We start from the raw sequence: 25,373 nt of genomic DNA on the forward strand, positions 1-25,373 counted from the left end.
CCACTTACTTACCACAGACAAAAAAGGGTTATTTTAACGGTTCGGGAATACTATCGGAAGGAGCCTCAAACTGTCCAGTAATAACGTATTCTAGACGCAATTTCAGCCAAGTAATAAACTGTTGATTGAGAGAAACAATCGCCGCTGCCGGTTGGGGAGTTTTCTTTTTGATATCGGCAAAAGCGGGAGCATCTAAAAAAGCTGGATTGGCAATTAACCAAAAATCAATTTCTTGACCTTTTTCTTGATAATTCCTGATTCTTTCCTTCAAAACTTCCTTTTCGATCGCTTCTTCTTCTAAAAACTTTTGACTGGCTACCAAATAATAATAAGTTGTCATCATCTTTCCTTTAATTTTTCAGTGTAATTGTTCGTTAGTCGGGAGATTAGCTGATAGCTGATGGCTTTTACAATTGTCCACGCATAGCCAATTTCATTTCCCTAACAGCCCGTTCCAACCCGACCAAAACCGCACGACTGATAATTGTGTGACCAATGTTCAATTCTTCCATATTGGGCAAACAGGCGACGGCATAAACATTCCAATAGGTCAAACCGTGGCCGGCATTCACCCGCAAACCCAGAGAGGAAGCATATTCACAACCTTCTTTAAGAATTGTTAATGCTGCTTGACGATCGCTCTCCTGTTGTGCTTCGGCGTATTGACCGGTATGGAGTTCAATAAATTTCGCCCCCGTATTAGCGGCCGCTTGAATTTGGGCAAAATCGGCATCAATAAACCAACTAACGGGGATATTAGCCCCTTGCAGGCGCTCTACAACCCGACAAAAACGGTCAAAATTGCCCAGCATATCGATCCCCCCTTCCGTGGTCACTTCCTGGCGCTTTTCGGGGACAAGGGTGACATAATCGGGTTTAATATCGAGAGCAATGGCGATCATTTCCTCCGTCGGGGCCATTTCCAGATTCAGATGAGTCCGCACCGTTTGCCGGAGAATCCGCACATCGCGATCTTGGATATGACGACGATCCTCGCGCAAGTGAACGGTAATGCCATCAGCACCACCGATTTCGGCCAAAACTGCCGCCGCCACGGGATCCGGTTCCACGGTGCGGCGCGCTTGGCGAATTGTGGCCACATGGTCGATATTGACACCCAAAGTCAGCAAAGTTGAACCTCCTTGTTTGTTAGTCCAACTTTCCATCTTACCATTGCGGTCAAAAGCGATTACATATTGGAGATATTTAAACCCATGGTCAGTTCTTCCATTTTGCCGCGCATGGTTTCCGTGGAGGCATCATAGGCGGCTTTCATGGCTTCTAGAATAGACCCAGCCACAATCTCCAGATCTTGGGAGAGGAGAGAAGGGTCGATTTCAATACCCCGGGGTTCTTGGTTGCCACTGAGATAGACTGTCACCAAGCCATTTTCACTCTGGCCAGGAATTTCCATAGTTTCCAGTTCTTCTTGCAGAACTTTCGCCCCTTGTTGCACCTGTTGCGCTTTTTGGAAAGCTTCTTGTAGTTCTTTAATCTTACCGAGACCGAATCCGAATCCTTGTCCTTGTGCCATGATGTTTTTTTTGTTTAAGGGGTCACTCAAGGTTTTTATTGTACTGCTTAAGGTGAACCGGGGTCAACTTTTGGCCATCATGACAACGATGACTTTCTGACTGGGTTAAGGTTTGAGGGAACTTGTTCTCTCTTCATCCGTCACGGGATGGTCAGAAAGAGAAATCCAAAAAATTATCCCAACCACTCAGTCGATTACCCCACGCCATAATACAATTGTTGCTTTGACGAGGAGAATAGCAATTTTGAACGCCAAAAAAACGGGAATTTTCTTGACAATTGCCCTAAGTTGTGCTTTAGCGGGGAAAGCAGCGATCGCTAATACTTCCCCTTTGGAGGGGACTCGATGGAAACTAAGGGGTTGGACAGCCGGAAGTTTGGTGAAAGAAACGGAAATTACTGCCGCTTTCCAGAAAAATATCCTCAGTGGTTCGGCCGGATGCAACCAGTATAATACCGGCTATCAAGTCAATGATGGCACGCTCAAGGTTAACCAAGCGATCGCTACTACGAAAAAAGCTTGTCCGGAACCGCAGATGAAACAAGAAAATCAATATCTTGCTGCCTTGCAAGGAGTGGAACAATTCCAAGTGACAGCTAAAGGCGATTTACAATTATTTTATCGTAATCCCGAAGGTTTAGGAATACTCACTTTTACCCCCGCACCGACCACCACGCGCACGGAAAAGACAATTTATATCAATTCTAGGAAACAACCCTGTAGCCAAGGCACAACCAAAGACTGTTTACAGATGCGAGAAAAACCAGAGGAAAACTGGAGATTGTTCGCCAATAGTATCGAGGGATTTGATTATAAACCTGGATTTTTATATCAAATTAAAGTTAGCGTTGAAACCGTCTCCAATCCAGCTACTAATCAAAATTCGGAAACATGGAAGCTATTAGAAGTTATTAGCCAAACCCCAGAAAAAGAGACTCCGCGAGCTTGGTTTGATCGACCGTTAACTAATTGGAATAAAGCCAAGGCACCTATCCCCAAATCTCCCGTTAAAACCGTGATCGATAACCAGTGTCGTGAACAGGTTCGTCCGGCAATTACTGCCAATGATCAAGCGCTTAATAAAGCGGGATGGTTACTGTACGGGGCCGTGCAAACCTATGGTAAAACTAGCATTATTTCGGCCATGAGTGGAGTGGATGGAATGTGCCGACCGATGGGTTATCAAGACTTTGTTTTTGTCGATGGTAAATTCGCTGGCACTCTTTCCCCGCGACCGATGGATTCTCGCGCTGATGGGGCATCTCAGAGAATTGTTTTACAAAATAGCGATCGAATTATTGTGGTTTTTAATCGCTATAAAGACACGGATCCTCTCTGTTGTCCTTCCCAATTAAGTCGCGTTATTTATCAAATCGAAACAGTCAGCGGATTGCCAGTTGTTGTTCCCAAAGAAGCGGAAACAGAAGCTGTGAGAAACTAATTCAGTTATCAGTTATCAGTTATCAGTTATCAGTTATCAGTTATCAGTTATCGGTTATCAGTTATCAGTTATCAGTTATCAGTGAGATAGGGAAAAAAAGACTGGCAGCTAATAGCTTCTTTATTATATCTCCCGCAAAAGTGAGTTTTTAATCGCATTTTCCAGAAAAAGATCGCTTTTCTACTGCTAGGAAATAATCTATTTCTTTCTTCTTCTCCTGACTCGGAGAATACTGGCTCGGAGACTCCTCACTTAACGGAAGATTTTTGATTTATGCAGCAGGTTTAGTGATTAGGCACTGATACTAGATAAGTAGTTATAGAATTCTAATAACTCCTCATTAGTTAGCAGTAAACGGGACTTTTTGCCATAGGTAGAAATCAGGTATTCCCGACCTTTTTCCGTGGTCCAAGCTAATCGTTTCATCTGCACATCAATTTTAGTTTTAAGAACTGAATAATCGATTTCTTCGGGAATAACAGCAACTGGTTCCGGTTCTGGGGGTTCTTCTTCAGTTAAACTAGCTTCTTCTGGCAATTCTGTTAATAAGGAGTAATTATCGGTTTCCATTTCTAATAATAAAGGCTCTGGTTCTGGTAAAGGAATATCCTCAACTTGGGGTAATTCCGGTTCAATTTTAGCCGGGGGAATATCCTTAACTTGAGGTAATTCCGGTTCAATTTTAGCTGGGGGAATATCCTTAACTGGGGGTAATTCCGGTTCAATTTTGGCTTCAGGACGAGGTATTTCGGTGACTTTAGCCGTTTTGGTCGATTTTTTGGCACTAGGGACGGGTTTAGGTAAATCTTCCGGTAGAGAAATATTATTGGGGCTGATTTTTTCCACAGGCTGGAGATCGGGGGTGCTTTCAGCCTCTAAAAGCAGTAAAGCTCGTTCTCTGGCTCTATCTTCGGCTATTTCCACCGTATCTGCCGCAGCTAAACCTGTAACGACCGTTTTTCCCTCAATTTTCACGATCGCTTTCACAATATACTTGCCGTGATCGATTTGAACTAACTCGCTAATCAGGGCAACTTGGGGGTAACGTTGGCGTAACTTTTGCAACATGGTGACTTTTTCGAGTTCTTTTGTACTTATATGAGAATACTCTATCGTAATTATGGAAAAATGTAGCAAGTTCTTGCTAAGATTAAAGGTTAGATAAAATTTTCAGTCCTAGGATTAGCCTTCCCCACAGTAAGAAGATTCTACTAGGCTGAAGCTTCTGCCAGCAAGACTAGCGATCGCCGAAAAGTTTGTCGGTGTTCGCTATGGGCTTATACTAACGAAGGCTTCGATAATTCTCAGGGTAGGTTCGGGTGTTCGATGCTTGGTCAGTTTACCTTCACTGTCACCACCAGCGATCGCAATTACCCCGACAGAGATAATCTCTCGAGTCAATAGTTTAAATCAATCTTCCCATTATTAAGTATTTAAACTTAATTATTCACGATTCCGTCAGTGTCTTGTAAGTAAGGATTATTGTTAGATGGACTTCTCGATCGCCACACTCCTCTCTCATCTTAGTGATGATAAATTAGCTACGGGTAAACTTCTCGAAAAAAAACTAGGCTGCGAAGACGATCCCGAAAGCTGCGAAAAATTGCAAGTGATTCTCGATGCTTTGGAACGTCTGGGAATGGTTGTCAAAGAACGCGGGCGCTATCGTCGTGTGATCGAAGAAAATATCGTAGAAGCAAAGCTGCGCTGTTCCAGTAAAGAATTTTGCTTTGCTATCCAAGATATCGAAGATGCTGATGACATCTACGTCTCGAAAAATCATTTAAGTAACGCGTGGAATGGCGATCGGGTTTTAGTCAAAATCATCCGCGAGGGGACCCGTCGTCGTTCCCCAGAAGGAGAGGTGAGATTAATTCTGGAACGGGCTAATCCTTCGCTTCTAGCGCAAGTAAAACAGGAAAATGAGCAGTTTGTGGCGGTTCCCCTGGATGATCGCCTGAAATTTACCCTTAATCTCCTCGAAAATGGTCAAAACCTCCAAGAAAACATCGATCACCTCGTTCATGTTTCCGTCCTCCGTTATCCCCTAGGGGAAATGCCTCCCATCGGTAAAGTTACTCGTGTTCTCGGTTCCACGGCCGAGGCCGCTGCCGACACGGATATCGTCTCTTGTAAACACGATCTACCCCATAATTTTCCGCCAGAAGCCCTCGAAATTGCCGATAATTTAGCGGATTTCTTCGATAGTGGCGAAAAAGAACAACTGCGAGATTTAACCCAATTTTTCACCTTTACTATCGAAGACGACACATCCCTGGATTATCCTCCGATCATTGAAAATGCCTTTTCTTTAGAGAAAATCAACCAAAATCGCTGGCGAGTCGCCATTCATATCAGCGATGTAGCCCGTTACATTGAACGGGGCGGATTATTGGATAAAGTTGCCAAAAAACGGGGAAATGCCGTCTATTTAGGCGAAAAAGTGTTGCCATTAGTCCCGGCTGCCGTTATCAGTCGTTGTTCCCTGTCACCGCAAGAACAGCGCCCCGCTATTTCTATCCTCGTCACCCTCGATGACAAGGGCGATCTATTGGAGTACGAAATCACCCGCAGCCTCATCCAAGTGGATCAACATTTTACCTATCAACAGGTGCGCGATCTGCTCAGTGAAGAAGATAGCGCAGCTGCCCCCACCGATACGGTTGAAACCCTGAAAGATTTATTTTTCAGCGTTTGCCCCACCCTAAAATCCCAACGTCTGCAGCGGGGTAGTTTTGATATTCAATTAGACAAAATCTCCCCCTACAAAGACGAAGGACGGGGGGGGACTGTTCTCGCTTCTAATAATTTACCGGCCCGCTCTTTACTGACAGAAGTGGCAATTTTAGCCGGCAAAGTTGTCGCCGAACATTTACAGGCCTTAAAATTGCCCTGTATCTACTGCGGACAATCGGAACCGGATTGGGATGAATTAGAGGATTTACTCAAATTAGCCAATAATTTGGGGGCAGAATTAAATTTAACTGCCGAGGAGGAGATTAAACCCAATGACTATCAAAATCTTACCCGCACTTTTTCCGCTTCCTCATCGGTGAAAGTCCTCAATTATCTCCTGCAAGAAACTCTCAAATTAGTTAGATATAGCAGCCATCCTCTACCCCATTTTGGTTTGGCCTATCCTGGCAATTATACCCACTGTCTCTCACCCCTGCAAAGATATGCCGATCTTTGGGTACAACGGGTGTTAAAAATCCTATTAACAGAGGGGAAAGATCGCCGCAGCAAAATCGTCAAAGTCGGGGTTAATTTGGGCAGTAATAGCTGTCATGGACAGATTCATTGGAATATTCTACCAAGCCAAATTCAGGAGGAGTTAGAAGAAGAAAGCCACCTAATTGTTTCCCATCTCAATGATCGCTCAAAAATTGCTGAAGATGCGGAAAAAGACCTAGAAGGATTGAAAAAAGCCGAGAAAATGAAAGAAAGAATGGGCCAAGTTTTTCGCGGCTTAATTACCGGTGTACAATCCTATGGTTTCTTCGTGGAAATTTCCGATTTATTAGTGGAGGGGTTGGTCCATGTTTCTTCTCTCAAGGATGATTGGTACGAATATCGCGCCCGTCATAGCTGTTTGGTAGGACGGAAAAATCGCGTTGCCTATCGTCTCGGTGATGAGGTAGAAGTGGAAGTAAAAGATGTAGACTATTATCGTCAGCAAATTGATCTAGTTACGGTTAGCGGTGGCAGTTCAGCAAGTTATGACGACTTAGAAGAAGATTAATTATGAATCAACCAACCACCGAAAAAATCGGGAAAACCCGCTTTATTCTGCCCTTTTTATGCGGTATTTTTCTCTTTTTAACTGGCTGTGTCCGTTATGATGTGGGCATTAATTTTCCCCACCAACACCACGGGGAAATTATTCAACATATCACCCTCGGACAACGCTTAACCAGTCTCAGTCAAACCGAAGCCACTAAATGGTTAAATAGTATCGAACAGAGGGCAAAATTACTTAAGGGGAAAACCGCTCCTATTTCCGAACGAGAAATAATTGTCACTATTCCCTTTAGTAATAGTCAGGAATTAGAGGAAAAATTCAATCAATTTTTTGATCCTAGTTCTTCCTTTAAAATCAAAAATTCTGCCGATACCGATGATATAAAGTTACTGCAACTAGATTCAAAACTGGCAGTAACAGAACAAGATTGGTTCTTTTTGACCCAGAAAAACTTAAAACTAACTGTTGATCTGCGAGCTTTAGGTGTGCTTTCCGAACAGGGAAATATTATCGTTAGTCCCGGTTCTTTAGTCGATATCGACTTCGCTTTAAAGACTCCCTTTCCTGGTCAAAATATTGATGATGACTCAGGATTAAATCCCCCGGTAGAACAAGTTGATAATCAGTTAATTTGGCATTTAAAACCAGGAGAAATTAACACCATTGCGGCGGCTTTTTGGGTTCCTAACTATTTAGGTATCGGCACAATAGTTATTGTTTTAATAACAGGTTTTGCCTATTACTTGAAATATAAACGCTTGCCCGGTGTATCCCCATCGACTTAAATTGAGAGGACAACTATTGACCGGGATTTAATGATCAATGAGGGGAAAATTAGCCAACTCTAAAACTGATCTAAAAATTGGCCCGCAATAGGGAAAATCTTGGCTAGGATCAAATCATAGTCACAATTGAGACTAGACGGATTTCCCTTTTTTACTTTATTACTGGCAATTACAGTTATGGTTAGCAATATTCCCTTTTCTATCCCCGAACATAGCCTCGATCGAGATTGTACCACCCTCTCCCGTCACGTCCTGCAACAACTACAAAGCTTTTCCCCCGACGCACAGGATTTAAGCGCAATTATGAGTCGGATTGCCCTAGCGGGGAAATTAATTGCCCGTCGTCTCAGTAAAGCGGGATTAATGGCGGATGTGCTAGGTTTTACTGGAGAAACCAACGTCCAAGGGGAATCAGTCAAGAAAATGGACGTTTTTGCCAATGAAGTATTTATCTCGGTTTTTAAGCAAAGTGGTTTAGTTTGCCGTCTTGCTTCCGAGGAAATGGATAAACCCTATTATATCCCAGAAAACTGTCCCATCGGTCGCTATACCCTACTCTACGACCCGATCGATGGTTCTTCCAATGTGGATATTAATCTAAATGTGGGTTCGATTTTTGCCATCCGTCAACAGGAAGGCAATGATTTAGACGGAGAGGCGCGGGATTTACTGCAAAATGGTCGTAAACAAATCGCCGCCGGTTATATTCTCTACGGACCCTCGACTATTTTAGTTTACTCGATCGGTCGCGGTGTTCATGCCTTTGTCCTTGACCCCAGTTTAGGGGAATTTATCCTTGCCCAAGAGAATATTATTATCCCCGACCATGGCCCGATTTATAGTACCAATGAGGGCAATTTTTGGCAGTGGGATGAGGCAATTCGCGACTATACTCGTTATGTTCACCGTCATGATGGTTACACAGCCCGTTACAGTGGGGCATTAGTGGGAGATATCCATCGAATTTTAATGCAGGGAGGCGTTTTTCTCTATCCGGGTACTGTTAAAAATCCCCAGGGAAAATTGCGCTTAATTTATGAAACTGCCCCCCTTGCTTTTTTAATTGAACAGGCAGGAGGTAAAGCTAGTGATGGGGTGACAAATCTTTTAGATATCGTTCCCGATAAATTACACACCCGCACACCTTTAGTGATCGGTAGTGTCGAAGATGTCAAATTGGTGGAGTCTTTTATCGCTGATCGCCGTCATCGCGATCGAGTTTAACTTATAGTTTTATTTAGCGATTAGGAAGCCAGATATTTTCCCTATCTTCTAACTGTTTTACGGTTTTATACCTAGTCTATCAGCAGTCAGCATATCCCTCACCACTCTCCCCGATATGGAAATTCAACGGGTCATCTTAAATAACATCGGGCTATTTGAAAAGCTGGAAATTTCCTTGGCTCCTACAGAGCAAAACCCAAGCAACATTACCGTTTTTGTTGGTAATAACGGGGCTGGTAAAACTGCTATACTAAAAGCATTAGCAACTTCTCTTAGTTGGTTTACTGCTCGTTTACTTACAGAAAAAGGGAGTGGTAACCCTATTTCTGAAGATGCCATATTTAATACTGCTAATGCTGGCAGCATTGAAATCGAAGTCTGGGATTCCTCCAACTCATTAAACAATCCTGATCAAAGCGATATTGACCATTATTTCAGATGGATTCTTGCAAAAAGTAGAAAAGGACGTAAAGCCCAATATAATAGCAACCTTAATGACTGTACGCGCTTGGCCAATCGTTATCGTGATGCCCTCACCCATGATGACAAAACTAGCCTACCCCTAATTGCGTTTTATCCTGTCGAGCGTGTCGTACTCGATATTCCACTAAAAATTAGGACTAAGCATACCTTTTTGCAATTGGACGGTTATGATAACTCCTTAAGTCAGGGCGTTGACTTTCGCCGCTTTTTTGAATGGTTCCGAGAACGGGAAGATACCGAAAATGAATCAGGAGTTCCTGAAGACGTTCTCAACCAACTAAGACCAATAATGGCTGAAACCAATCAAGACTTATGGCAATGGTTAAACGAACGCAATGCCTCCGCTAAAGATCGGCAATTAACAGCAGTTCGCACCGCCATTGGCCGATTTATGCCCCATCTGGATAACCTTAGAGTCCGTCGTAAACCTCGTCTCTACATGGCAGTGGACAAAAATGGTGAAACCCTCAACCTAGCCCAACTTTCACAAGGCGAAAAATCCCTAATGGCTCTTGTGGGTGATATTGCCCGCCGTCTAGCTATGCTGAACCCTGCCTTAGAAAATCCTTTAGCAGGTGATGGTATCGTTTTGATTGATGAAGTCGATTTGCATCTACATCCCTCTTGGCAACGTCGCCTCTGCGAGCGCCTGACCGAAACTTTCCCAAATTGTCAGTTTGTGCTGACAACCCATTCACCTCTAGTGATCAGTGATTGTAAAAATGTTTTGATCTACACTTTAGCTAATGGCGAATTGCGACAGTTACCATCTCAATATGGGCAAGATGCTAATACTGTCTTATTAGATGTCATGAATACCAGCATTCGTAATGAGAAAATTGATACTGAATTGAACGATCTGCTAGATGCCATACAAGATTCAAAGCTAACCGAGGCTCAACAATTGCTGGCAGAATTAAGTGAGGAACTACCTGCCAATCATCTCGAATTGGTCAAAGCAAAACTACTGCTCCGTAAACAAGAATTGCGTCATGGGAACCATTAGTAAAGGGGCTGAACCTTATGCGAACCATTAGTAAAGGGGCTGAACCTTGTTGTTTAAAAGCTTGGAAAAGGAAGAACCCTCATGGGGCATACGATGATTTAGATAAAACAGAAGAAGGGAAAGTCGTTCGAGCAAAGATTCGAGACTATGCTCTTAATGAGCAGTTTTATCTTTGTGCCTATTGCTGCCAGCGAATCGAAAAAATTAATGCTTGCCATAATGAGCATATAGAAGCTCAAAAGCTAAATCCTAAACGTACGCTCGACTTTTCAAATATTGTTGCTAGTTGTAATACCCCTAATCAATGCGGTGATGCACATAAATCTCAACACCTACCCCTAACTCCCCTGATGACAGAATGTGAAACAGAACTACGATTCAAAATTAGTGGACGGGTAGAAGGATTGAGCGATCGGGCAGCTGACACGATTCGAGTTTTAAATTTGGGTGACCATGAAAAAAATAACCGTGCTTTGATCGAAACACGGAAGCAGTTGTCTAATGTTTTATTATGGGAAAATGGCATAAATCCAGATGACGGCTTAGAGGATGATGAAATATTAAATATATTAATCGATGACCTATCACAACCTCAGCAAGATCAAATGGAACCTTTCACTCCAGTAGTAATTAATATCTTGAGAAGTTGGCTCCAAGCTTAAGAGCAACCCTCTTGATAAATATGCTCTAAATTAAAACCTAAAACAGACAAATAACAACTGAAATGCAACGGACGGTTAAAAGAAGTAAGGCTCACCAGAATTCAAAAAAGCAATTTTAATAAAAAAAGCTTTTTGCTTTGTTAGATTCCAGACTATTTAAGGGTTTAGGCTGATTTAAACTACTAATTTGCTATAACCAGTCTAGGAGAGCCAGAAAAGTTCAGGGATGGGATTAAAAGAGTGATTGTAATTCTGGACTCTACTCAAAGAAAAATATCCCAGTCGTCGGGTTATTATTGCCAGCAAAAATATCAAAGATTTCCAAAACATTACTGATTGCGCTCTCTGGCAAGATATACATTATTAAAGCGAAACCGCTTGTTTTTATTTTTTTCAATAATAATTATAGATCCAAAACAATCTATTTGCCGCCCGAAAATTCCCCCCATAATCTTGAGATTTTTTTGATAAATAGGACTCGATCGAGGATAATTAGAAGAAATATTTTGACTCATAACCAAATCTAATCAAGAAGCCCAGTGACGATTCCCCTCCTAGAGTTGTTTGTATTCGCCACCGTTTTGTGCGGATTTTTAGGAACATTCCTGAAAAAAAACTTAATCATGAAGATTATCGCCATGGATGTCATGAGTACGGGCGTTATCGCCTACTATGTGGTGATTTCTTCCCGTGACGGTTTATTTACCCCTATCCTCAGTACAGTTAAACAGCAAGATTACGCCGATCCTGTACCCCAAGCAGTGATTTTAACAGCGATCGTCATCGGTTTTTCCATTCAGGCGTTAATGCTGGTGGGAGTGATGAAATTAGCCAAAGATAACCCCACCCTCGACAGCAGCGAGATAGAAAAAAATAACACACCATGAATACTTTAACGATCGCCTGGATAAGTTTACCCTTTTTGATCGGCTTTATCATTTATTTATTGCCGCGATTAGACAAATATCTGGCTCTCGCCGCCACTATTATCTCTCTCGCCTATTCTCTCCTTCTATTTAGCCAATCCTCTCCCATAATCCTCAACCTACTGGATAATTATGGCGTGAGACTGGTAGCCGATCAGTTAAGTGCCTATTTTATCCTCACTAATGCCCTGGTGACGATGGCAGTTATTTTTTATAACTGGGAAAGTAGCAAAACCGCCTTTTTTTACGCTCAAGCTATCATTCTCCACGGGAGTATTAACTCTGTCTTCGTCTGTGAGGATTTTATTAGCGTTTACGTTGCCCTAGAGGTAATTAGTATTGCCGCTTTTCTGATGATTGCCTATCCTCGCAGCGATCGCTCTCTCTGGGTTGCCCTGCGTTATCTGTTTATCAGCAATGTGGCGATGTTATTTTACCTAATCGGCGCAGTTTTAGTCTATAAAGCCAATAATTCCTTTGCTTTTGCCGGTTTAAAGGACGCACCTCCCGAAGCCTTGGCTTTAATCTTCATGGGATTATTAGTCAAAGGGGGAATCTTTGTCTCGGGATTATGGCTACCGATGACACACTCGGAATCGGAAACCTCCGTCTCGGCGCTGATGTCGGGGGTGGTGGTAAAAGCTGGCATTTTTCCCCTCCTGCGCTGTGCTTTAATCCTAGGGGATTTAGATGTCCTAATTCGGCTTTTCGGGGTGCTAACGGCGATTTTTGGCGTGTCATACGCAGTGTTTGAAAAGGATAGCAAGCGGATGTTAGCCTTCCATACTATTTCCCAGTTAGGTTTTATTTTAGCTGCCCCGGTAGTCAGTGGTTTTTATACCCTTACCCACGGTTTAGTTAAATCTTGCCTATTTCTGTTAGCGGGAGTTTTACCCAGTCGCAATTTTAAAGAATTACAGCAACAATCGATCCCTAATTCTCTCTGGATTGCCCTAGTGGTTGCTAGTTTTTCTATCTCTGGATTCCCCTTATTATCCGGTTTTGGGGCGAAAGCGTTAACGATGAAAAATTTAGTCCCCTGGCAAGAGATTATGATCAATCTTGTGGCGGTGGGGACGGCGATTTCCTTTGCTAAATTTATCTTTTTACCCCACGCAGGTGGCGAAAGTAAACAGAAGTTAACTATCGGTTTCTGGACAGCAATAATTCTGCTCCTTGCCGCCCTATTTTTATCCAATGCCGTCTATGTTGAAGCTTATAATCTACCCAATATTATCAAAGCTTTAGCCGTCATCGGTGCGGGGTGGTGGTTATATCTGGGAGTTTTCAAAAAGTTATCCCTAAAATTATCACGGGTCTGGGAACAGTTTGATAATCTCGTCGGTATGATGAGTATAATGTTAGTTCTATTGTTTTGGATGGTCTTAGCATGATCGGACATATAATTCTGCGTTTAACTATGTGGTTTTTGCTCACCGCTAATTTTACCCCCGCTAATATTATGATCGGGGTGGCTATTGCTTTTCTTTTGCCCCGTAATTTCGCCTCTAGCGAAACTTTAGGCGATTGGTTAAAGGTAATAATTAAAGTCTTTATGGCTATTCCCCAAGCTTATAAAGAAGCGTTTGAAATTATCTTTCGTCCCCACAAGGAAGAAGAAATTATTTTGGAGAGAATTTCGGTTAAACGTTCACCCAGACTGGCTTTTTGGGATATATTTCTCATTACCTTTACCCCGAAAACTATCGTCACCGAATACAAGGAAAATGAGGGGTATGAAGTTCATGTAATTAAACGGAGTTCCCAGGGATGAATATTGTTCTCAATATTATTCTCATTGCCATGATTGTCGCCCTATTAATTCCCCTTTATGAAGTGGCAAAAAATGATGATATTTGGCAAAAAATGGCCGCCTTTGCCAGTGCTTCCAGTAAATCATCAATTATTATTCTAGTGGTGTCAGTTCTGCGGGATGATTGGATGATTGGAGTGGTAGCAGTGATTATTCTCAGTGTCGGTAATGCCGGCTTTATGTTATTAGCACAAATTCTTAAACGACTGAACGAATCATGATTGACATTTTGAGTTATATCTGTATCGCTATCGGAGTTTTTTTCTGGTTTTGGGGAACGGCGCATCTTTTAGACAAGCGCTCGGTATTATATAAATTACATGGTCTATCTGTCGCTGATACCTTGGGTTCTATGGCGATTATTTTCGGGCTACTTTTGAAAGTTCCCCAAAATTGGCCTTTATTATTATTGGCAATAATTTCCCTAGCAATTTGGAACACCATGTTAGGCTACGTTTTAGCTTATACTTCTAGCGATCGAGAGTAAAATTAAAGATGAATGAAAGTTATCTCTATGTTATTGTTGCCCTCTTGCCTTTAACTGCGGCGATGGTGATGTTACAATCCAATCCCTACCAAGCTTTAGTAATTCGCGGGGTTTTAGGGGCAATAGCAGCCTTAGTTTATGCTTTATTAGGGGCAGCAGATGTGTCTTTAACCGAAGCTTTGATGGGAACCATGTTAGCTGTAACTCTCTACGCGGTGGCGATTCGTTCCTCTTTAGTGATGCGTTTAGGAGTAATTGCCGAGGAAACCGATACAGTTTTAGAACAGTTAAAAACTCAACTACAAACGGTTTTAAGTAAGCGTTTTATGCGTTTAGAATTGGTTGCCTACAGTGATAAACAAGCTTTGCAACAGGCACTTAGGGATAAAGATGTTCATGCCGTCTGTATCCGTCAAGACAATCCAGAAACTATCCCCTACGAAACCACAATTAGATTACCCTATCTCTACGATATTTTTAAAAATGAATTAACGGCAGCAAACACGATTTTAACCTGTATTGAAACCCGAAAATTAGAGGAGAAACACTAATGAAATGGATTTATACTCTAGCCGCTATTGCCTTCGCTGTCAAAATGGTAATTATTCCGAATACTGCTTCCCCTGTATTATCCTTAGAAATTGTTGAATCCCTGGTGCGCGACGGCGGTGTTCCTAATGCGGTTTCGGTGGTTATTTTTCGTAATCGTCTCTACGATACTATCTATGAAGTGGTTGTTTTTACCATTGCCATTATGGGGGCGAATTTTCTTTTAGCCACCGAAAACCCCGCCAGCAAAATCCATCAATTTACCGACCAACCTTCAATTATTTTAGCCCGTTTAGGGGCAACAATTACCGCTTTAGTGGGCATTGAATTAGCTATCCGCGGACATTTAAGTCCGGGGGGAGGTTTTGCCGCCGGAGTCGCCGGAGGTACAGCAATTGGTTTAATAGCAATTACCTCGTCTCCCGAATGGATGCAAGCAATTTATCGCCGTTGGCAAGCGGCAACATGGGAGAAAATTTCCGTCTTAGTTTTTATTGTTTTAGCCGCCATTACTCTCTCAGGATTTGAGTTACCCCACGGGGAATTAGGAGCGCTATTTAGTGGCGGCATTTTGCCGATACTAAATATTTTAGTCGCCGTTAAAGTAGCTTTAGGTTCCTGGGCAGTAATCCTCGTTTTTATCCGCTATCGCGGTTTATTGTGAAGCGTAGATAGACAAATAGAAATAAAGTTGCTTAAAAAGGCTTGACAAAATTCCTCAACTTGCCTTATACTTTCTAGTATAATGGGAATCCGTGCCTGCCTGCGAACAGCTATTTTTTTAAGGAATAAGGAGTCAGGGAAAATAAAGACTCCTTAGTTGAAGACAGTTTATTTATGGAATTGGTGCAGTAGGTCGCGAAACTCCGGAAAACTAATCTGATTATCGCGACTTGTATCGGCCTGCTGTAACATAGCTTCGATTTCCTTGTCTGTCACCCCCGGTTCGATCGCCTGAAGACAAGCTTTTAACTCCTCAAGGCTAATTTGTCCCGAACCATCACTATCGAATAGCTGGAATCTTTGCAATAAAATTTTTTCCTGTTGATCACGATCGCTGTCACTACTAAAAGATAGACGATCGAAGACCTGAAAAGCGCGGGCGATATTTTGCCATAATTGACGGGCCAGAGGACGATGGAGAATCGTTTCCTCCTCCTGACCGGTAACTCCGTACTGGCGACGCAAAGACTCGACAGTTTCCGTTTCCGCGGCCGGCAATTCCGTCAATAAATGCTCGATCGCCTCCCTGGAACTCTTACCGGTTAACACTTCCAGCAATTCCGATCCCACCTTGCGATCGGGGTCTTTTTTCCAAGTTACCAAGAGACTTTCTAACAAAGCATCGCGATAACTCTGCAAACGTAACCAATCCTCGCGACTATACTGCTTTTCCGGATCGAGAAGTTCGGCCGATTCCACACCCAACTCTGTTAGAATTGCCTGATGTTCCGCCTCGGTAATCGTCAACTCTAGGCCCATTTGTTGCAGGATTTCGAGGCTGTGGCCGAAGTCAGTATATCCCTCCTCCAAAGCCTCTTTTAACACGGCTTTATAGGCTTTTAAACGCTTCTGGTGGGTGAAATCCGGCAGTATCTTGGCCAATACATACACCTCATCCGCCTGCAAAGCTTCCAGCGATCGCCCATCGAGATATTTAGCCGTATCGAGACCCAGTTTACCCAACTGTTTACGCAATCTTCCCGCTAGTCCTTCCCGTTGGTAACGACCCGGATCCCTTGTCCAGGTGCGATATAACCATAAACTACTCAAAACCGCCAGTAAAATACTAGCGAAATAATGCCAAAATTTTGGCAAAAGATTAATAAAAGGACGACCACCGAAAATAAAGAAGAAATTGAAAATCAGAAAAGTTCCGACAGTAAAGACTCGATGACGGATAATTTCCGTAGTTAAAGGCGACTTTTTACGGATTCTATAGACTTTATAGGCATTTTCCACTTTTTTACCGAGAAAGTAACCCAAAAAAGTGCAGATTGCCAAAGTTAAGGGAACAGCTACCAACTTCGGAATCGCAATTGCCTGACCAGCAAGATAAAAACCCGGTTTAAAGAGGGATTCTAGTTGATTTTCGTCGTGCGCCCAAGCTCCAGAGAAATAATAGTCCCAATTGCCAGCATAAAGGTAATAATAGATAAAATAGCCAAAAACTAAGCCAAAATAACCGTAATAAAGCCATTGACGATCGCTGTTAGTAATCCCATCCCAATAGGACCTTTCCGCATCGATATCGATACAGGGACTTTGACAGGCAACACAGGCACTTTGTTCGCTACCATCTTCATGGACAATGCGACACATGGATTGAGTAATCCCACCGCGACTGTCTTCGTGAGCGGTACTATTTAGTAAACCCCTCGGTTCACCGTAAATCTTTTGAACTGGACTCATGGGACAGAAATAGTTACACCAAGATTTGCCCCCATACCAATAACCCACAAAGATCGCCGCTAGAATAGTCAAGATTAAAAAGCTACCCAGTACTAAGCGATCGGAATTATAAAAGAGAATACGTCCGCATAAACCCAAAAATAACAGACTAAATTGTAGATAGAGATAATTCCGGGCTAACCAAGAGTTTTTCGGCACTTTATAGATTTCAGAGCGGACTTTTCCCGATTTATCGGTCTGTTTTTTCTGACGCTGTTTACCCAAAGCGCGTGGTATTTGAGAAAGAAAGGATAAAGGACAGATCCGCCGCCAGAGTTCGTGACCAAATACTAATAAGATAAAAATGCCACTAGGAACCACTATTCCCCAAAAAATCGGCGCACCTAACTGATAGGAGGATTGGGATAGGCAAACTCCCTGGACTTTAATGCACACATCGGGATCAACTCTCAGGGGACTAGAGAGATTGTTAGGATCGGTTAAATTTGCCGAAATAGGGTCAAAAAACAGAGAAAATATCAGAATTAACCAAGCGATGGTCACAACCCATCGCAGATAGTGCATCGAGCGTTCGGGAATTTGTGCAAACATAGATCTAGTCGCTTTGTAGATTAATATCCAAGTTTTCAATCGATCATTCGGGAATTTTTGTAAACATCCCAGTGGGCGAAAATGCAGTAGACCAATAACACCGGGCAACAAAGTCAGGCCCCCCGCGTCTATGATGGTACTAGCACGAGTTTCGATCTCGTCAGCAATGGGACTAATCTTACCTTTTTCTACCCCCCGAGGAAATTCCCCTTCAGGCGGCAGGATGCGGCCTTGACAAATTAACAGTGATCCGGTAGATGTAGGAAAATTGTCTTAAAATATTGTTTACGGTGCTACTAAGTAAGTAGTTATAATTAAATATAATATAAGATAGATTTTGCCTTTGATCCGCCCTTAATAAGGGGGGTGTCTGACAATTTTTAACACCTACCTACTTATCACTAAACTAGAAAATTAAAGAGCGCATTAGCTTAATCCTTCTCAAAAGTTAAAATTCTATGGCTGAAAGCTTGAACCATAAATCCGAAAAACCCTCTCCTCCTCCCGTCCCCCAAGAAAACCCTTGGCTAGAAGCAGTTAAAACCATTGTCACGGCTGGAATTTTGGCTTTTGGCATCCGCACTTTTGTGGCCGAGGCCCGTTATATTCCCTCTTCTTCCATGGAACCCACTCTCCAGATTAACGATCGCCTAATTATCGAGAAAGTTAGCTATCATTTTCATAAGCCAGAACGGGGTGATATCGTGGTTTTTAGTCCGACAGCCGCTCTGAAAGCTCAAAATTTTCACGATGCTTTTATTAAACGGGTGATTGGACTGCCGGGGGATAAGGTGGAAGTCAAAAACGGTCTAGTTTACGTCAACGGTAAAGTTTTAGCGGAAAAATATATCGCCGAAGAACCTAATTATGCTTTCGGACCGGTGACAGTTCCCCCCGATCAATATCTGGTTTTGGGCGATAATCGCAATAATAGTTATGATTCCCACGCTTGGGGCTTCGTTCCCCGGGAAAACTTAATCGGTCGCGCCGTGGTGCGTTTTTGGCCCTTTGAGCGTCTGGGAGGACTTGACAACCCCGACGCTGCCACAAATCAGAATTAATGTCAAGAAAATAAATATGAAAATTCCCCCTAAAACTAGGGGGATTCGGCCATCTATTTAGGGTCTGCTGAAAAAGTTTTTCCTAGGGGCAGGGTGTAGGGTGTAGGGTGTGGGGTGTGGGGTTTTACCGATTTTGAGGGGGTCAATTACCTAATTTTCAGGGAAAAAGTAGCTGAATTTCCCCCTGATCACTCCCATATCTGGTACTTTTGGATTTCAAAAAAGGCTAAAAGTCTTATCCAGCAAGGTTTTTAGATTTATTCAGCAGACCCTATTTGAACATATTACTCACGGAATTGTCCTCATGGATGCGCCATATTGCCTCACCCAGAATCGGGGCAACCGGCAAGACTTTCAGTGGCGGGAAAAAATGTTCTTGCGGCACGGGAATCGTGTTAGTAACGATCACTTCCTCGACTATGCCACTGGATAAACGCTCGATCGCAGGACCGGAAAAAACCGGATGGGTGGCACAAGCATAAACCTGTCGCGCCCCCTTGGCTTTCAGTAACCGCGCCCCTTCGGCGATCGTACCGGCCGTATCGATCATATCATCGACTAAAACCGCCGTTTTATCCTTAACATCGCCGATCAAGTTCATCACTTCCGCCACATTATGGGTTTGCCTGCGTTTATCAATAATTGCTAGGGGCGCATCATTGAGTTTTTTGGCAAAAGCCCGCGCCCTAGCCACCCCACCCACATCGGGAGAAACCACGACGATATCCGGTAATTGTTTACTGAGAAGATAGTCCACCACCACTGGGGAACCGTAAACGTGATCGAAGGGAATATCGAAATAACCTTGAATTTGGGCCGAATGCAAATCCATGGCCAGCACGCGACTTGCCCCCGCTTCCGTGATCAGATTAGCCACCAGTTTAGCGGCGATCGATTCCCGGCCGGCGGTTTTGCGATCGGCGCGAGCATAACCATAATAGGGAATTACGGCGGTAATTTGTCGGGCAGAAGCACGACGACAGGCATCAATCATGATCAACAATTCCATCAAATGATCGTTGACGGGATTGCAACAGGGTTGAATTAAATAGACATCACAGCCCCGGATCGATTCCTGAATCTGGATGTACAATTCACCATCGGCGAAACGTTTACGAATCATCGGACCCACATCCATACCCAGATAACGGGCCACCTCTTGGGCAAGAGATACATTAGCGGATCCCGAAAAGAGACGAAGACGATTGCTGTCCGACGCGGCGGGAAACATCGGATGTCGCATCAAAGTAGCAGAATAGCTCACAGCAGATTCTTTACCCTCAAACTCAAGGCACTTTTTTCTATCATCTCAGTTTTGTTGAAAATCTGAGTGGATTTCTTTGTTAGATCTCAATCATAACCAATTACCGATCATCTTCGAGCCATTGCTGCCCCTTTTAGCGGCAATGGCCATGGCAAAATTGCCGCCGGATTTTGTCAAAACCGATTAACGTTTGGCTAACTTTTTCACCGGTAATTTACGCAGACGGATCGATTTCGGGGTAATTTCCACCAACTCATCTGGTCCGATGTATTCGAGGGCGCGTTCGAGACTCATATCCACGGGGGATTGTAACTGAACCAATTCATCCCCAGTGGCGGAACGATGGTTGGTTAACTGTTTAGTTTTGCAGATATTGATCTCCACGTCTTGGGGCCGGTTGCTTTCGCCGATAATCATGTTTTTATACACTTTTGTCCCCGGAGTAATAAAGAATACCCCCCGGTCCTCGGCGTTTTTGAGGGCGTAGAAAGTGGCGACTCCTTCCTCAAAGGCAGTAATCACGCCATTATAACGGGTGGCTAATTCCCCAGAGAAAGGACGATATTCGAGGAAACTATGGTTCATAATCCCCTCACCGCGACTCAGACGGATAAATTCGCCCCGGAAACCGATTAAACCCCGGGCCGGAATCACGAATTCCAATTGAGTACGGCCATTGCTGCCCGTCTGCATATCCTGCATTTCCCCTTTCCGTTGGCCGAGACGTTCGATACTGGAACCCACCGCTTCTTCGGGTACATCTAAAACGAGGTATTCGTAGGGTTCGCAGGGTTGACCGTTAATTTCCCGATAGATAACTTGCGGCTGCGATACTTGGAATTCGTAGCCTTCCCGACGCATGGTTTCGATGAGAATGCCTAAATGCAGTTCCCCCCGTCCCGAAACCAGGAATTTCTCGGCAGAATCACTTTCTTCCACCCGCAGGGCGACGTTAGTTTCTAATTCTCGCATTAGACGATCGCGAATTTGCCGCGAGGTGACAAAAGTGCCTTCCTGACCGGCAAAGGGAGAATCGTTCACCGAGAAGGTCATTTGTAGGGTCGGTTCATCGACTTTAATTAGGGGTAAAGCTTGCGGGTCATCGGCTAAAGTTACCGTTTCCCCGATGTTAGCGTCGGCAAAACCAGCCACAGCAACGATATTACCGGCGCTGGCCTCGTTTAGTTCCACCCGTTTGAGGCCTTCAAAACCAAGAAGTTTTGTTATTTTACCCTTGACAACCGCGCCCGTATCCTTTACTAAAGCCGCCTGTTGACCAGCTTTAATTACGCCGTTATGGATGCGGCCGATAACGATGCGTCCTAAGTATTCCGAGTAATCGAGGGTGGTTACTTGCAGCTGTAGGGGTTTGTTAACGTCCCCGGCCGGTGGTGGAACGTGGTGTAAAATCGCCTCAAACAGGGGCTGCATATCTTTGTCTTCGTCTTCGAGGCTTTCTTTGGCGAATCCTTGCATCCCGGAAGCGAACAGAGTAGTAAAATCACATTGGTCGTCATCGGCGCCCAGTTCCACAAACAGATCGAAAACTTTGTCCACGGCTAGGTTAGGATCTACGTTAGGGCGATCGATTTTATTGACCACGACAATCGGTCTTAATCCCTTTTCTAGGGCTTTTTTCAGCACAAAACGGGTTTGGGGCATCGGCCCCTCGTTGGCATCGACAATCAGAATACAACCGTCCACCATGCCTAAAACCCGTTCCACTTCGCCACCAAAGTCGGCGTGACCGGGAGTATCGACGATGTTAATCAGGGTGTCTTGGTAACGAACGGCGGTATTTTTGGCCAGAATGGTGATACCGCGTTCTCTTTCGAGGTCATTGGAATCCATGACGCAGGTGGGTACATCTTCCCCTTCTCGAAAGATTCCCGACTGTTTGAGGAGTGCATCGACGAGGGTGGTTTTCCCGTGGTCAACGTGAGCAATGATAGCAACGTTACGGATAGGCAGAGACATAAAATATTGAAGTAGTCTTAGGTTTATTTTTACGAGTAAACATTTCTTAACATTCTAGCTTAGACTGACCAGCACCGTTAGCAAATCTTTATTTTTCCTTGGTTTCCCATCAGCAAGCTCTACTGATTACTGTTGACAGACTCCCCAAACCCTATGCAAGCAACCCACCCTCGCAGGAGTCGAGACGGTAGAAAAGACGACTGGAGGCAGGGGGTAGGGGTAAATTAAAGCTAGAGTGAAAATCCTCTTGAACTTTGTAGGTTAAGCGGGGGGAAACTTGGCGAACAATTTGCGTCAACAGTTTATCACCGGTTTTTTGGAGAATTGAACGGGGAATCTTATAAATAAACTTGGGAAACTTAACCATAACATCCATCTGTAGTTCCCAGGTGATTTGGGTGATAACCGCCGGAATATCCCGTCCCTGTTGCCGAAAAATTGCCTCAATTTCCCGACTAGGAGAAGATAGCGGCATTTCCTCTAGTTTCATAATTGCCTGATAATCCACTAGATAGCCCAAAAACGGTTGATCGGGAATGGGGACACTGCGAGTATGATAGACTCCATTGACGGGCAGCTCCAGAACCACAGCGATTTTCGGCTCCACTTCATAGCCAAAAGCACCATATTTACCGATGGTGATAATATAACCATTGTCACCGAAGGGCAGAGTTTTCATCGGTTCGGCACAACGACAAAACCAACCTTCGTGAGCGCGGAGATAATCGGCAACCGTGTCCTGATTGCTATACATATCCATGGCTCCGGCAAAATGGGTTTGAAAACCGAGAAATTGATTGTCTTCTTTGACTTCTACAGATTCGAGAGCTAGGGAGTTAATGGGGGGACGCTGCATGACTTATAAACCTGGAAAATGATACTGTTAGAAAAAGTTGGCGATTAACCACCAAAGGATCGGGGAAATTTGTAGAATCGAGATTAGTGTAACGTATTGTTAAAAACTATTTGGTCAAGAAGCGATGAAAGCATTTGTAGCAGGAGCCACAGGGGAAACGGGACGGCGAATCGTTGCCCAATTAGTCGAACGTCAGATTCCCGTGCGCGCTTTGGTGAGAAACCGCGAGAAAGCGGCGGAGATTTTGCCAGCAGGGGTGGAAATCGTCGTCGGAGATGTCCAACAGGCCGATAAGTTAGAGGCACTAATCGCTGATTGTAGCGTTTTGCTATGCGCCACGGGAGCCAGACCGAGTTTTAATCCCACGGAACCTTTGTTAGTGGACTACTTGGGAACTAAAAATCTCATCGATGCCGCCAAAAAGAAAGGAATCGAACATTTTGTTCTGGTTACTTCCCTCTGTGTATCGAACTTTTTCCACCCCCTCAATCTCTTTTGGTTAATTTTATTCTGGAAAAAACAAGCGGAAGCCTATTTAATCAATAGTGGCTTAACCTACACGATCGTGCGACCCGGAGGCCTTAAAAATGAGGATAATCTTAATGCCATTAAAATGTCATCCGCCGATACCCTGTCTGAGGGCAATATTCCCCGCACGAAAGTGGCTTCCGTTTGCGTAGAATCCCTATTTTATCCAGCCGCTAACAATAAAATTCTCGAAATTGTTGCTCCCTCAGACGCACCCAATCTCGATTGGCCGCAATTGTTTCAAAGTGTCACCTAAGGGGATTACTCATCAGCTTTTGACGCATCGGTTCTGGGGCAATTGCAGGTCCTATCGACTCACCCCTGACTCGCCCTGCTGCCAGCCTGAAAGCTTCTCGCTTTTCTTGTGTATTGTCAAGACGTTTACTTATCGCAAATTTGAGTTGAAAACCCCGTCCTTTTAAGACGGCTTTGTGCTAAAGTGACTATAGGTTGCCGACCGTGAGAACGTGAGGAAACAGGTTAAACGTCCTACTCCGTGATCTCAAAATTTCTAACAGTCAATGGTGTTCAATTAAGTCCAAACTGTCAGAACGCAAAACAATTAAATACTGTGGGACACACAGAAATTTACGCTTGGGGAGTAGTCTATAGGAGTGCTTGCCTTATAGGTGTAGTCGGACTAGACATGAAACTGTAAGACCAAAATTAGCTTTGCTGGTAGAGGCAGGATTCAGCCCAAGAATCTCCGCACTTTTAAGGCGGAGAGTGTCAAAATAACTTTAAAAAGATTTTCGGGATCATCGGTAGCCATATGGCAAAAATTGAAACGAGAACAGAACCCATGGTTTTAAACATGGGACCCCATCACCCGTCAATGCACGGAGTTTTGCGCTTAATCGTCACCCTTGACGGGGAAGACGTGATTGACTGTGAACCCGTAATCGGTTATCTTCATCGGGGCATGGAAAAAATTGCCGAAAATCGCACTAATGTCATGTACGTTCCCTACGTTAGTCGTTGGGATTACGCCGCAGGGATGTTTAACGAGGCGATTACGGTCAATGCTCCCGAAAAATTAGCCGATATCGCCGTTCCCAAACGAGCGCAATATATCCGGGTGATTATGTTGGAACTCAACCGCATCGCTAACCATTTACTCTGGTTAGGCCCCTTTATGGCGGATGTGGGCGCACAAACTCCCTTTTTCTACATTTTCCGGGAACGGGAGATGATTTATGACCTCTGGGAAGCTGCCACGGGAATGCGGTTAATTAATAATAATTATTTCCGTATTGGTGGCGTGGCGGTGGATTTACCCTACGGATGGGTGGATAAGTGCGAGGATTTCTGTGACTATTTTGACCCCAAAGTGGACGAATACGAGAAATTAATCACTAATAACCCGATTTTCCGCCGTCGTATTGAAGGGATAGGCTGCATTACCAGAGAGGAAGCGATTAACTGGGGTTTATCCGGTCCGATGTTACGCGCTTCCGGGGTGAAATGGGATTTAAGAAAAGTTGACCATTACGAGTGTTACGACGATTTTGACTGGGAAGTGCATTGGGAAACCGCCGGCGATTGTTTTGCTCGTTATCTGGTGCGGATTCGGGAAATGCGCGAATCGGTGAAAATTATCCGGCAAGCACTGAAAGGTTTACCCGGTGGTCCCTACGAAAATCTGGAAGCAAAACGGATGGCAGAAGGGAAAAAATCAGCTTGGAATGATTTTGACTATCAATATATCGCCAAAAAAGTCGCCCCCACTTTTAAGATTCCTAAAGGTGAACATTATGTGCGCTTGGAAAGTGGTAAAGGGGAATTAGGTATCTTTATCGTCGGTAATGATGATGTTTTCCCTTGGCGTTGGAAAATTCGGGCCGCCGATTTTAATAATCTTCAAATTCTGCCCCATATCCTCAAAGGGGTAAAAGTTGCCGATATTATGGCGATTTTAGGCAGTATTGATATTATTATGGGGTCAGTTGATCGCTAAATCTCTTTCAGGGTGGGTTATCTTATTAACTCACCCTCGTTTTGGCCTAGTCTTATGAAAAAAGCACATCGGCCT

24 protein-coding genes are annotated in these 25,373 nt (G+C 43.8%); 16 read left to right on the forward strand and 8 right to left on the reverse strand.

Features of this window, described 5'->3' with window-relative positions; translation table 11 throughout:
• Positions 1-28: 28 nt before the first annotated feature.
• From O9334_RS14805 to O9334_RS14815, 3 genes are all read right to left on the reverse strand, one after another.
• A complete protein-coding gene (locus tag O9334_RS14805) occupies positions 29-340 on the reverse strand; it encodes an MgPME-cyclase complex family protein (protein ID WP_045358973.1) in 312 nt (103 codons plus the stop codon).
• A gap of 67 nt (positions 341-407) precedes the next feature.
• Positions 408-1,130: a pyridoxine 5'-phosphate synthase gene (locus tag O9334_RS14810; protein ID WP_199319125.1), complete on the reverse strand. Its 723-nt coding sequence runs from the start codon at positions 1,128-1,130 to the stop codon at positions 408-410.
• Between the two features lie 59 nt (positions 1,131-1,189).
• Positions 1,190-1,534 (reverse strand): YbaB/EbfC family nucleoid-associated protein, encoded by a 345-nt coding sequence (locus O9334_RS14815; RefSeq protein WP_045358970.1) that lies wholly within the window; start codon positions 1,532-1,534, stop codon positions 1,190-1,192.
• A gap of 244 nt (positions 1,535-1,778) precedes the next feature.
• Here O9334_RS14815 and O9334_RS14820 point away from each other — a divergent pair, with 244 nt between their 5' ends.
• Positions 1,779-2,975 carry a DUF4377 domain-containing protein gene (locus O9334_RS14820; RefSeq protein WP_288000844.1) on the forward strand — a complete coding sequence of 399 codons (1,197 nt, stop codon included), beginning with the start codon at positions 1,779-1,781 and terminating at the stop codon, positions 2,973-2,975.
• Between the two features lie 291 nt (positions 2,976-3,266).
• Here O9334_RS14820 and O9334_RS14825 read toward each other — a convergent pair whose 3' ends face one another.
• Positions 3,267-4,043, reverse strand: a complete 777-nt coding sequence (locus tag O9334_RS14825; protein ID WP_288000846.1) for a slr1353 family protein — start codon at positions 4,041-4,043, stop codon at positions 3,267-3,269.
• A 421-nt stretch (positions 4,044-4,464) separates the two neighbouring features.
• On the opposite strand from O9334_RS14825, the gene O9334_RS14830 reads away from it, so the two are divergent.
• From O9334_RS14830 to O9334_RS14885, 12 genes are all read left to right on the forward strand, one after another.
• A complete protein-coding gene (locus O9334_RS14830; protein WP_190380828.1) occupies positions 4,465-6,717 on the forward strand; it encodes a ribonuclease R family protein in 2,253 nt (750 codons plus the stop codon).
• A 2-nt stretch (positions 6,718-6,719) separates the two neighbouring features.
• Complete coding sequence (locus O9334_RS14835) at positions 6,720-7,502, forward strand: DUF3153 domain-containing protein (protein ID WP_288000848.1); 783 nt, start codon at positions 6,720-6,722, stop codon at positions 7,500-7,502.
• Positions 7,503-7,679: 177 nt separating this feature from the next.
• On the forward strand, positions 7,680-8,726 hold the full coding sequence (gene fbp, locus O9334_RS14840) for a class 1 fructose-bisphosphatase (RefSeq protein ID WP_288000850.1): 1,047 nt from the start codon (positions 7,680-7,682) through the stop codon (positions 8,724-8,726).
• 115 nt (positions 8,727-8,841) lie between these two features.
• Complete coding sequence (locus O9334_RS14845; RefSeq protein ID WP_045358963.1) at positions 8,842-10,215, forward strand: AAA family ATPase; 1,374 nt, start codon at positions 8,842-8,844, stop codon at positions 10,213-10,215.
• A gap of 17 nt (positions 10,216-10,232) precedes the next feature.
• A complete protein-coding gene (locus O9334_RS14850) occupies positions 10,233-10,877 on the forward strand; it encodes an HNH endonuclease family protein (protein WP_045358961.1) in 645 nt (214 codons plus the stop codon).
• Positions 10,878-11,416: 539 nt separating this feature from the next.
• On the forward strand, positions 11,417-11,764 hold the full coding sequence (locus O9334_RS14855) for an NADH-quinone oxidoreductase subunit K (protein WP_002801104.1): 348 nt from the start codon (positions 11,417-11,419) through the stop codon (positions 11,762-11,764).
• Positions 11,761-13,197, forward strand: a complete 1,437-nt coding sequence (locus O9334_RS14860; RefSeq protein WP_045358957.1) for a cation:proton antiporter — start codon at positions 11,761-11,763, stop codon at positions 13,195-13,197. Before O9334_RS14855 ends, O9334_RS14860 begins: the two co-directional genes overlap by 4 nt.
• Positions 13,194-13,577 carry a Na+/H+ antiporter subunit E gene (locus O9334_RS14865; RefSeq protein WP_288000853.1) on the forward strand — a complete coding sequence of 128 codons (384 nt, stop codon included), beginning with the start codon at positions 13,194-13,196 and terminating at the stop codon, positions 13,575-13,577. The genes O9334_RS14860 and O9334_RS14865 overlap by 4 nt, the downstream gene beginning before the upstream one ends.
• Positions 13,574-13,837, forward strand: coding sequence for a hypothetical protein (locus O9334_RS14870; protein ID WP_045358953.1), 264 nt, complete (start codon positions 13,574-13,576; stop codon positions 13,835-13,837). The genes O9334_RS14865 and O9334_RS14870 overlap by 4 nt, the downstream gene beginning before the upstream one ends.
• Positions 13,834-14,103: a monovalent cation/H(+) antiporter subunit G gene (locus O9334_RS14875; RefSeq protein ID WP_045358951.1), complete on the forward strand. Its 270-nt coding sequence runs from the start codon at positions 13,834-13,836 to the stop codon at positions 14,101-14,103. The genes O9334_RS14870 and O9334_RS14875 overlap by 4 nt, the downstream gene beginning before the upstream one ends.
• A gap of 8 nt (positions 14,104-14,111) precedes the next feature.
• Positions 14,112-14,654 (forward strand): DUF4040 domain-containing protein, encoded by a 543-nt coding sequence (locus O9334_RS14880; RefSeq protein ID WP_045358949.1) that lies wholly within the window; start codon positions 14,112-14,114, stop codon positions 14,652-14,654.
• Positions 14,654-15,316 carry a Na(+)/H(+) antiporter subunit B gene (locus tag O9334_RS14885; protein WP_045358947.1) on the forward strand — a complete coding sequence of 221 codons (663 nt, stop codon included), beginning with the start codon at positions 14,654-14,656 and terminating at the stop codon, positions 15,314-15,316. Before O9334_RS14880 ends, O9334_RS14885 begins: the two co-directional genes overlap by 1 nt.
• A gap of 167 nt (positions 15,317-15,483) precedes the next feature.
• Here the strand turns inward: O9334_RS14885 and O9334_RS14890 are convergent, their stop codons facing one another.
• Positions 15,484-17,655 (reverse strand): EF-hand domain-containing protein, encoded by a 2,172-nt coding sequence (locus O9334_RS14890; protein WP_288000856.1) that lies wholly within the window; start codon positions 17,653-17,655, stop codon positions 15,484-15,486.
• Between the two features lie 458 nt (positions 17,656-18,113).
• Between O9334_RS14890 and lepB the strand changes: the two genes are divergently transcribed.
• The gene (lepB, locus tag O9334_RS14895) at positions 18,114-18,716 is read left to right on the forward strand and encodes a signal peptidase I (RefSeq protein ID WP_045358943.1); all 603 of its coding nucleotides are present in this window, start codon (positions 18,114-18,116) and stop codon (positions 18,714-18,716) included.
• Between the two features lie 271 nt (positions 18,717-18,987).
• Here the strand turns inward: lepB and O9334_RS14900 are convergent, their stop codons facing one another.
• The 3 genes from O9334_RS14900 to O9334_RS14910 form a co-directional block, all read right to left on the reverse strand.
• Entirely contained in the window at positions 18,988-19,947 is a 960-nt protein-coding gene (locus tag O9334_RS14900; protein ID WP_238567801.1) for a ribose-phosphate pyrophosphokinase, read from the reverse strand.
• Between the two features lie 216 nt (positions 19,948-20,163).
• Positions 20,164-21,957, reverse strand: a complete 1,794-nt coding sequence (typA, locus tag O9334_RS14905) for a translational GTPase TypA (RefSeq protein WP_002796752.1) — start codon at positions 21,955-21,957, stop codon at positions 20,164-20,166.
• A 151-nt stretch (positions 21,958-22,108) separates the two neighbouring features.
• Positions 22,109-22,813: a DUF1997 domain-containing protein gene (locus O9334_RS14910; protein WP_045358939.1), complete on the reverse strand. Its 705-nt coding sequence runs from the start codon at positions 22,811-22,813 to the stop codon at positions 22,109-22,111.
• A 124-nt stretch (positions 22,814-22,937) separates the two neighbouring features.
• Between O9334_RS14910 and O9334_RS14915 the strand changes: the two genes are divergently transcribed.
• The gene (locus O9334_RS14915) at positions 22,938-23,597 is read left to right on the forward strand and encodes an SDR family oxidoreductase (protein ID WP_045358937.1); all 660 of its coding nucleotides are present in this window, start codon (positions 22,938-22,940) and stop codon (positions 23,595-23,597) included.
• 516 nt (positions 23,598-24,113) lie between these two features.
• Positions 24,114-25,298, forward strand: coding sequence for an NAD(P)H-quinone oxidoreductase subunit H (locus tag O9334_RS14920; RefSeq protein WP_045358935.1), 1,185 nt, complete (start codon positions 24,114-24,116; stop codon positions 25,296-25,298).
• The last annotated feature ends 75 nt before the right edge of the window (positions 25,299-25,373 follow it).

The sequence above is a fragment of the Microcystis sp. LE19-8.1F genome, from assembly GCF_027531715.1.
GTDB classification, from domain to species: Bacteria; Cyanobacteriota; Cyanobacteriia; order Cyanobacteriales; family Microcystaceae; genus Microcystis; species Microcystis wesenbergii_A.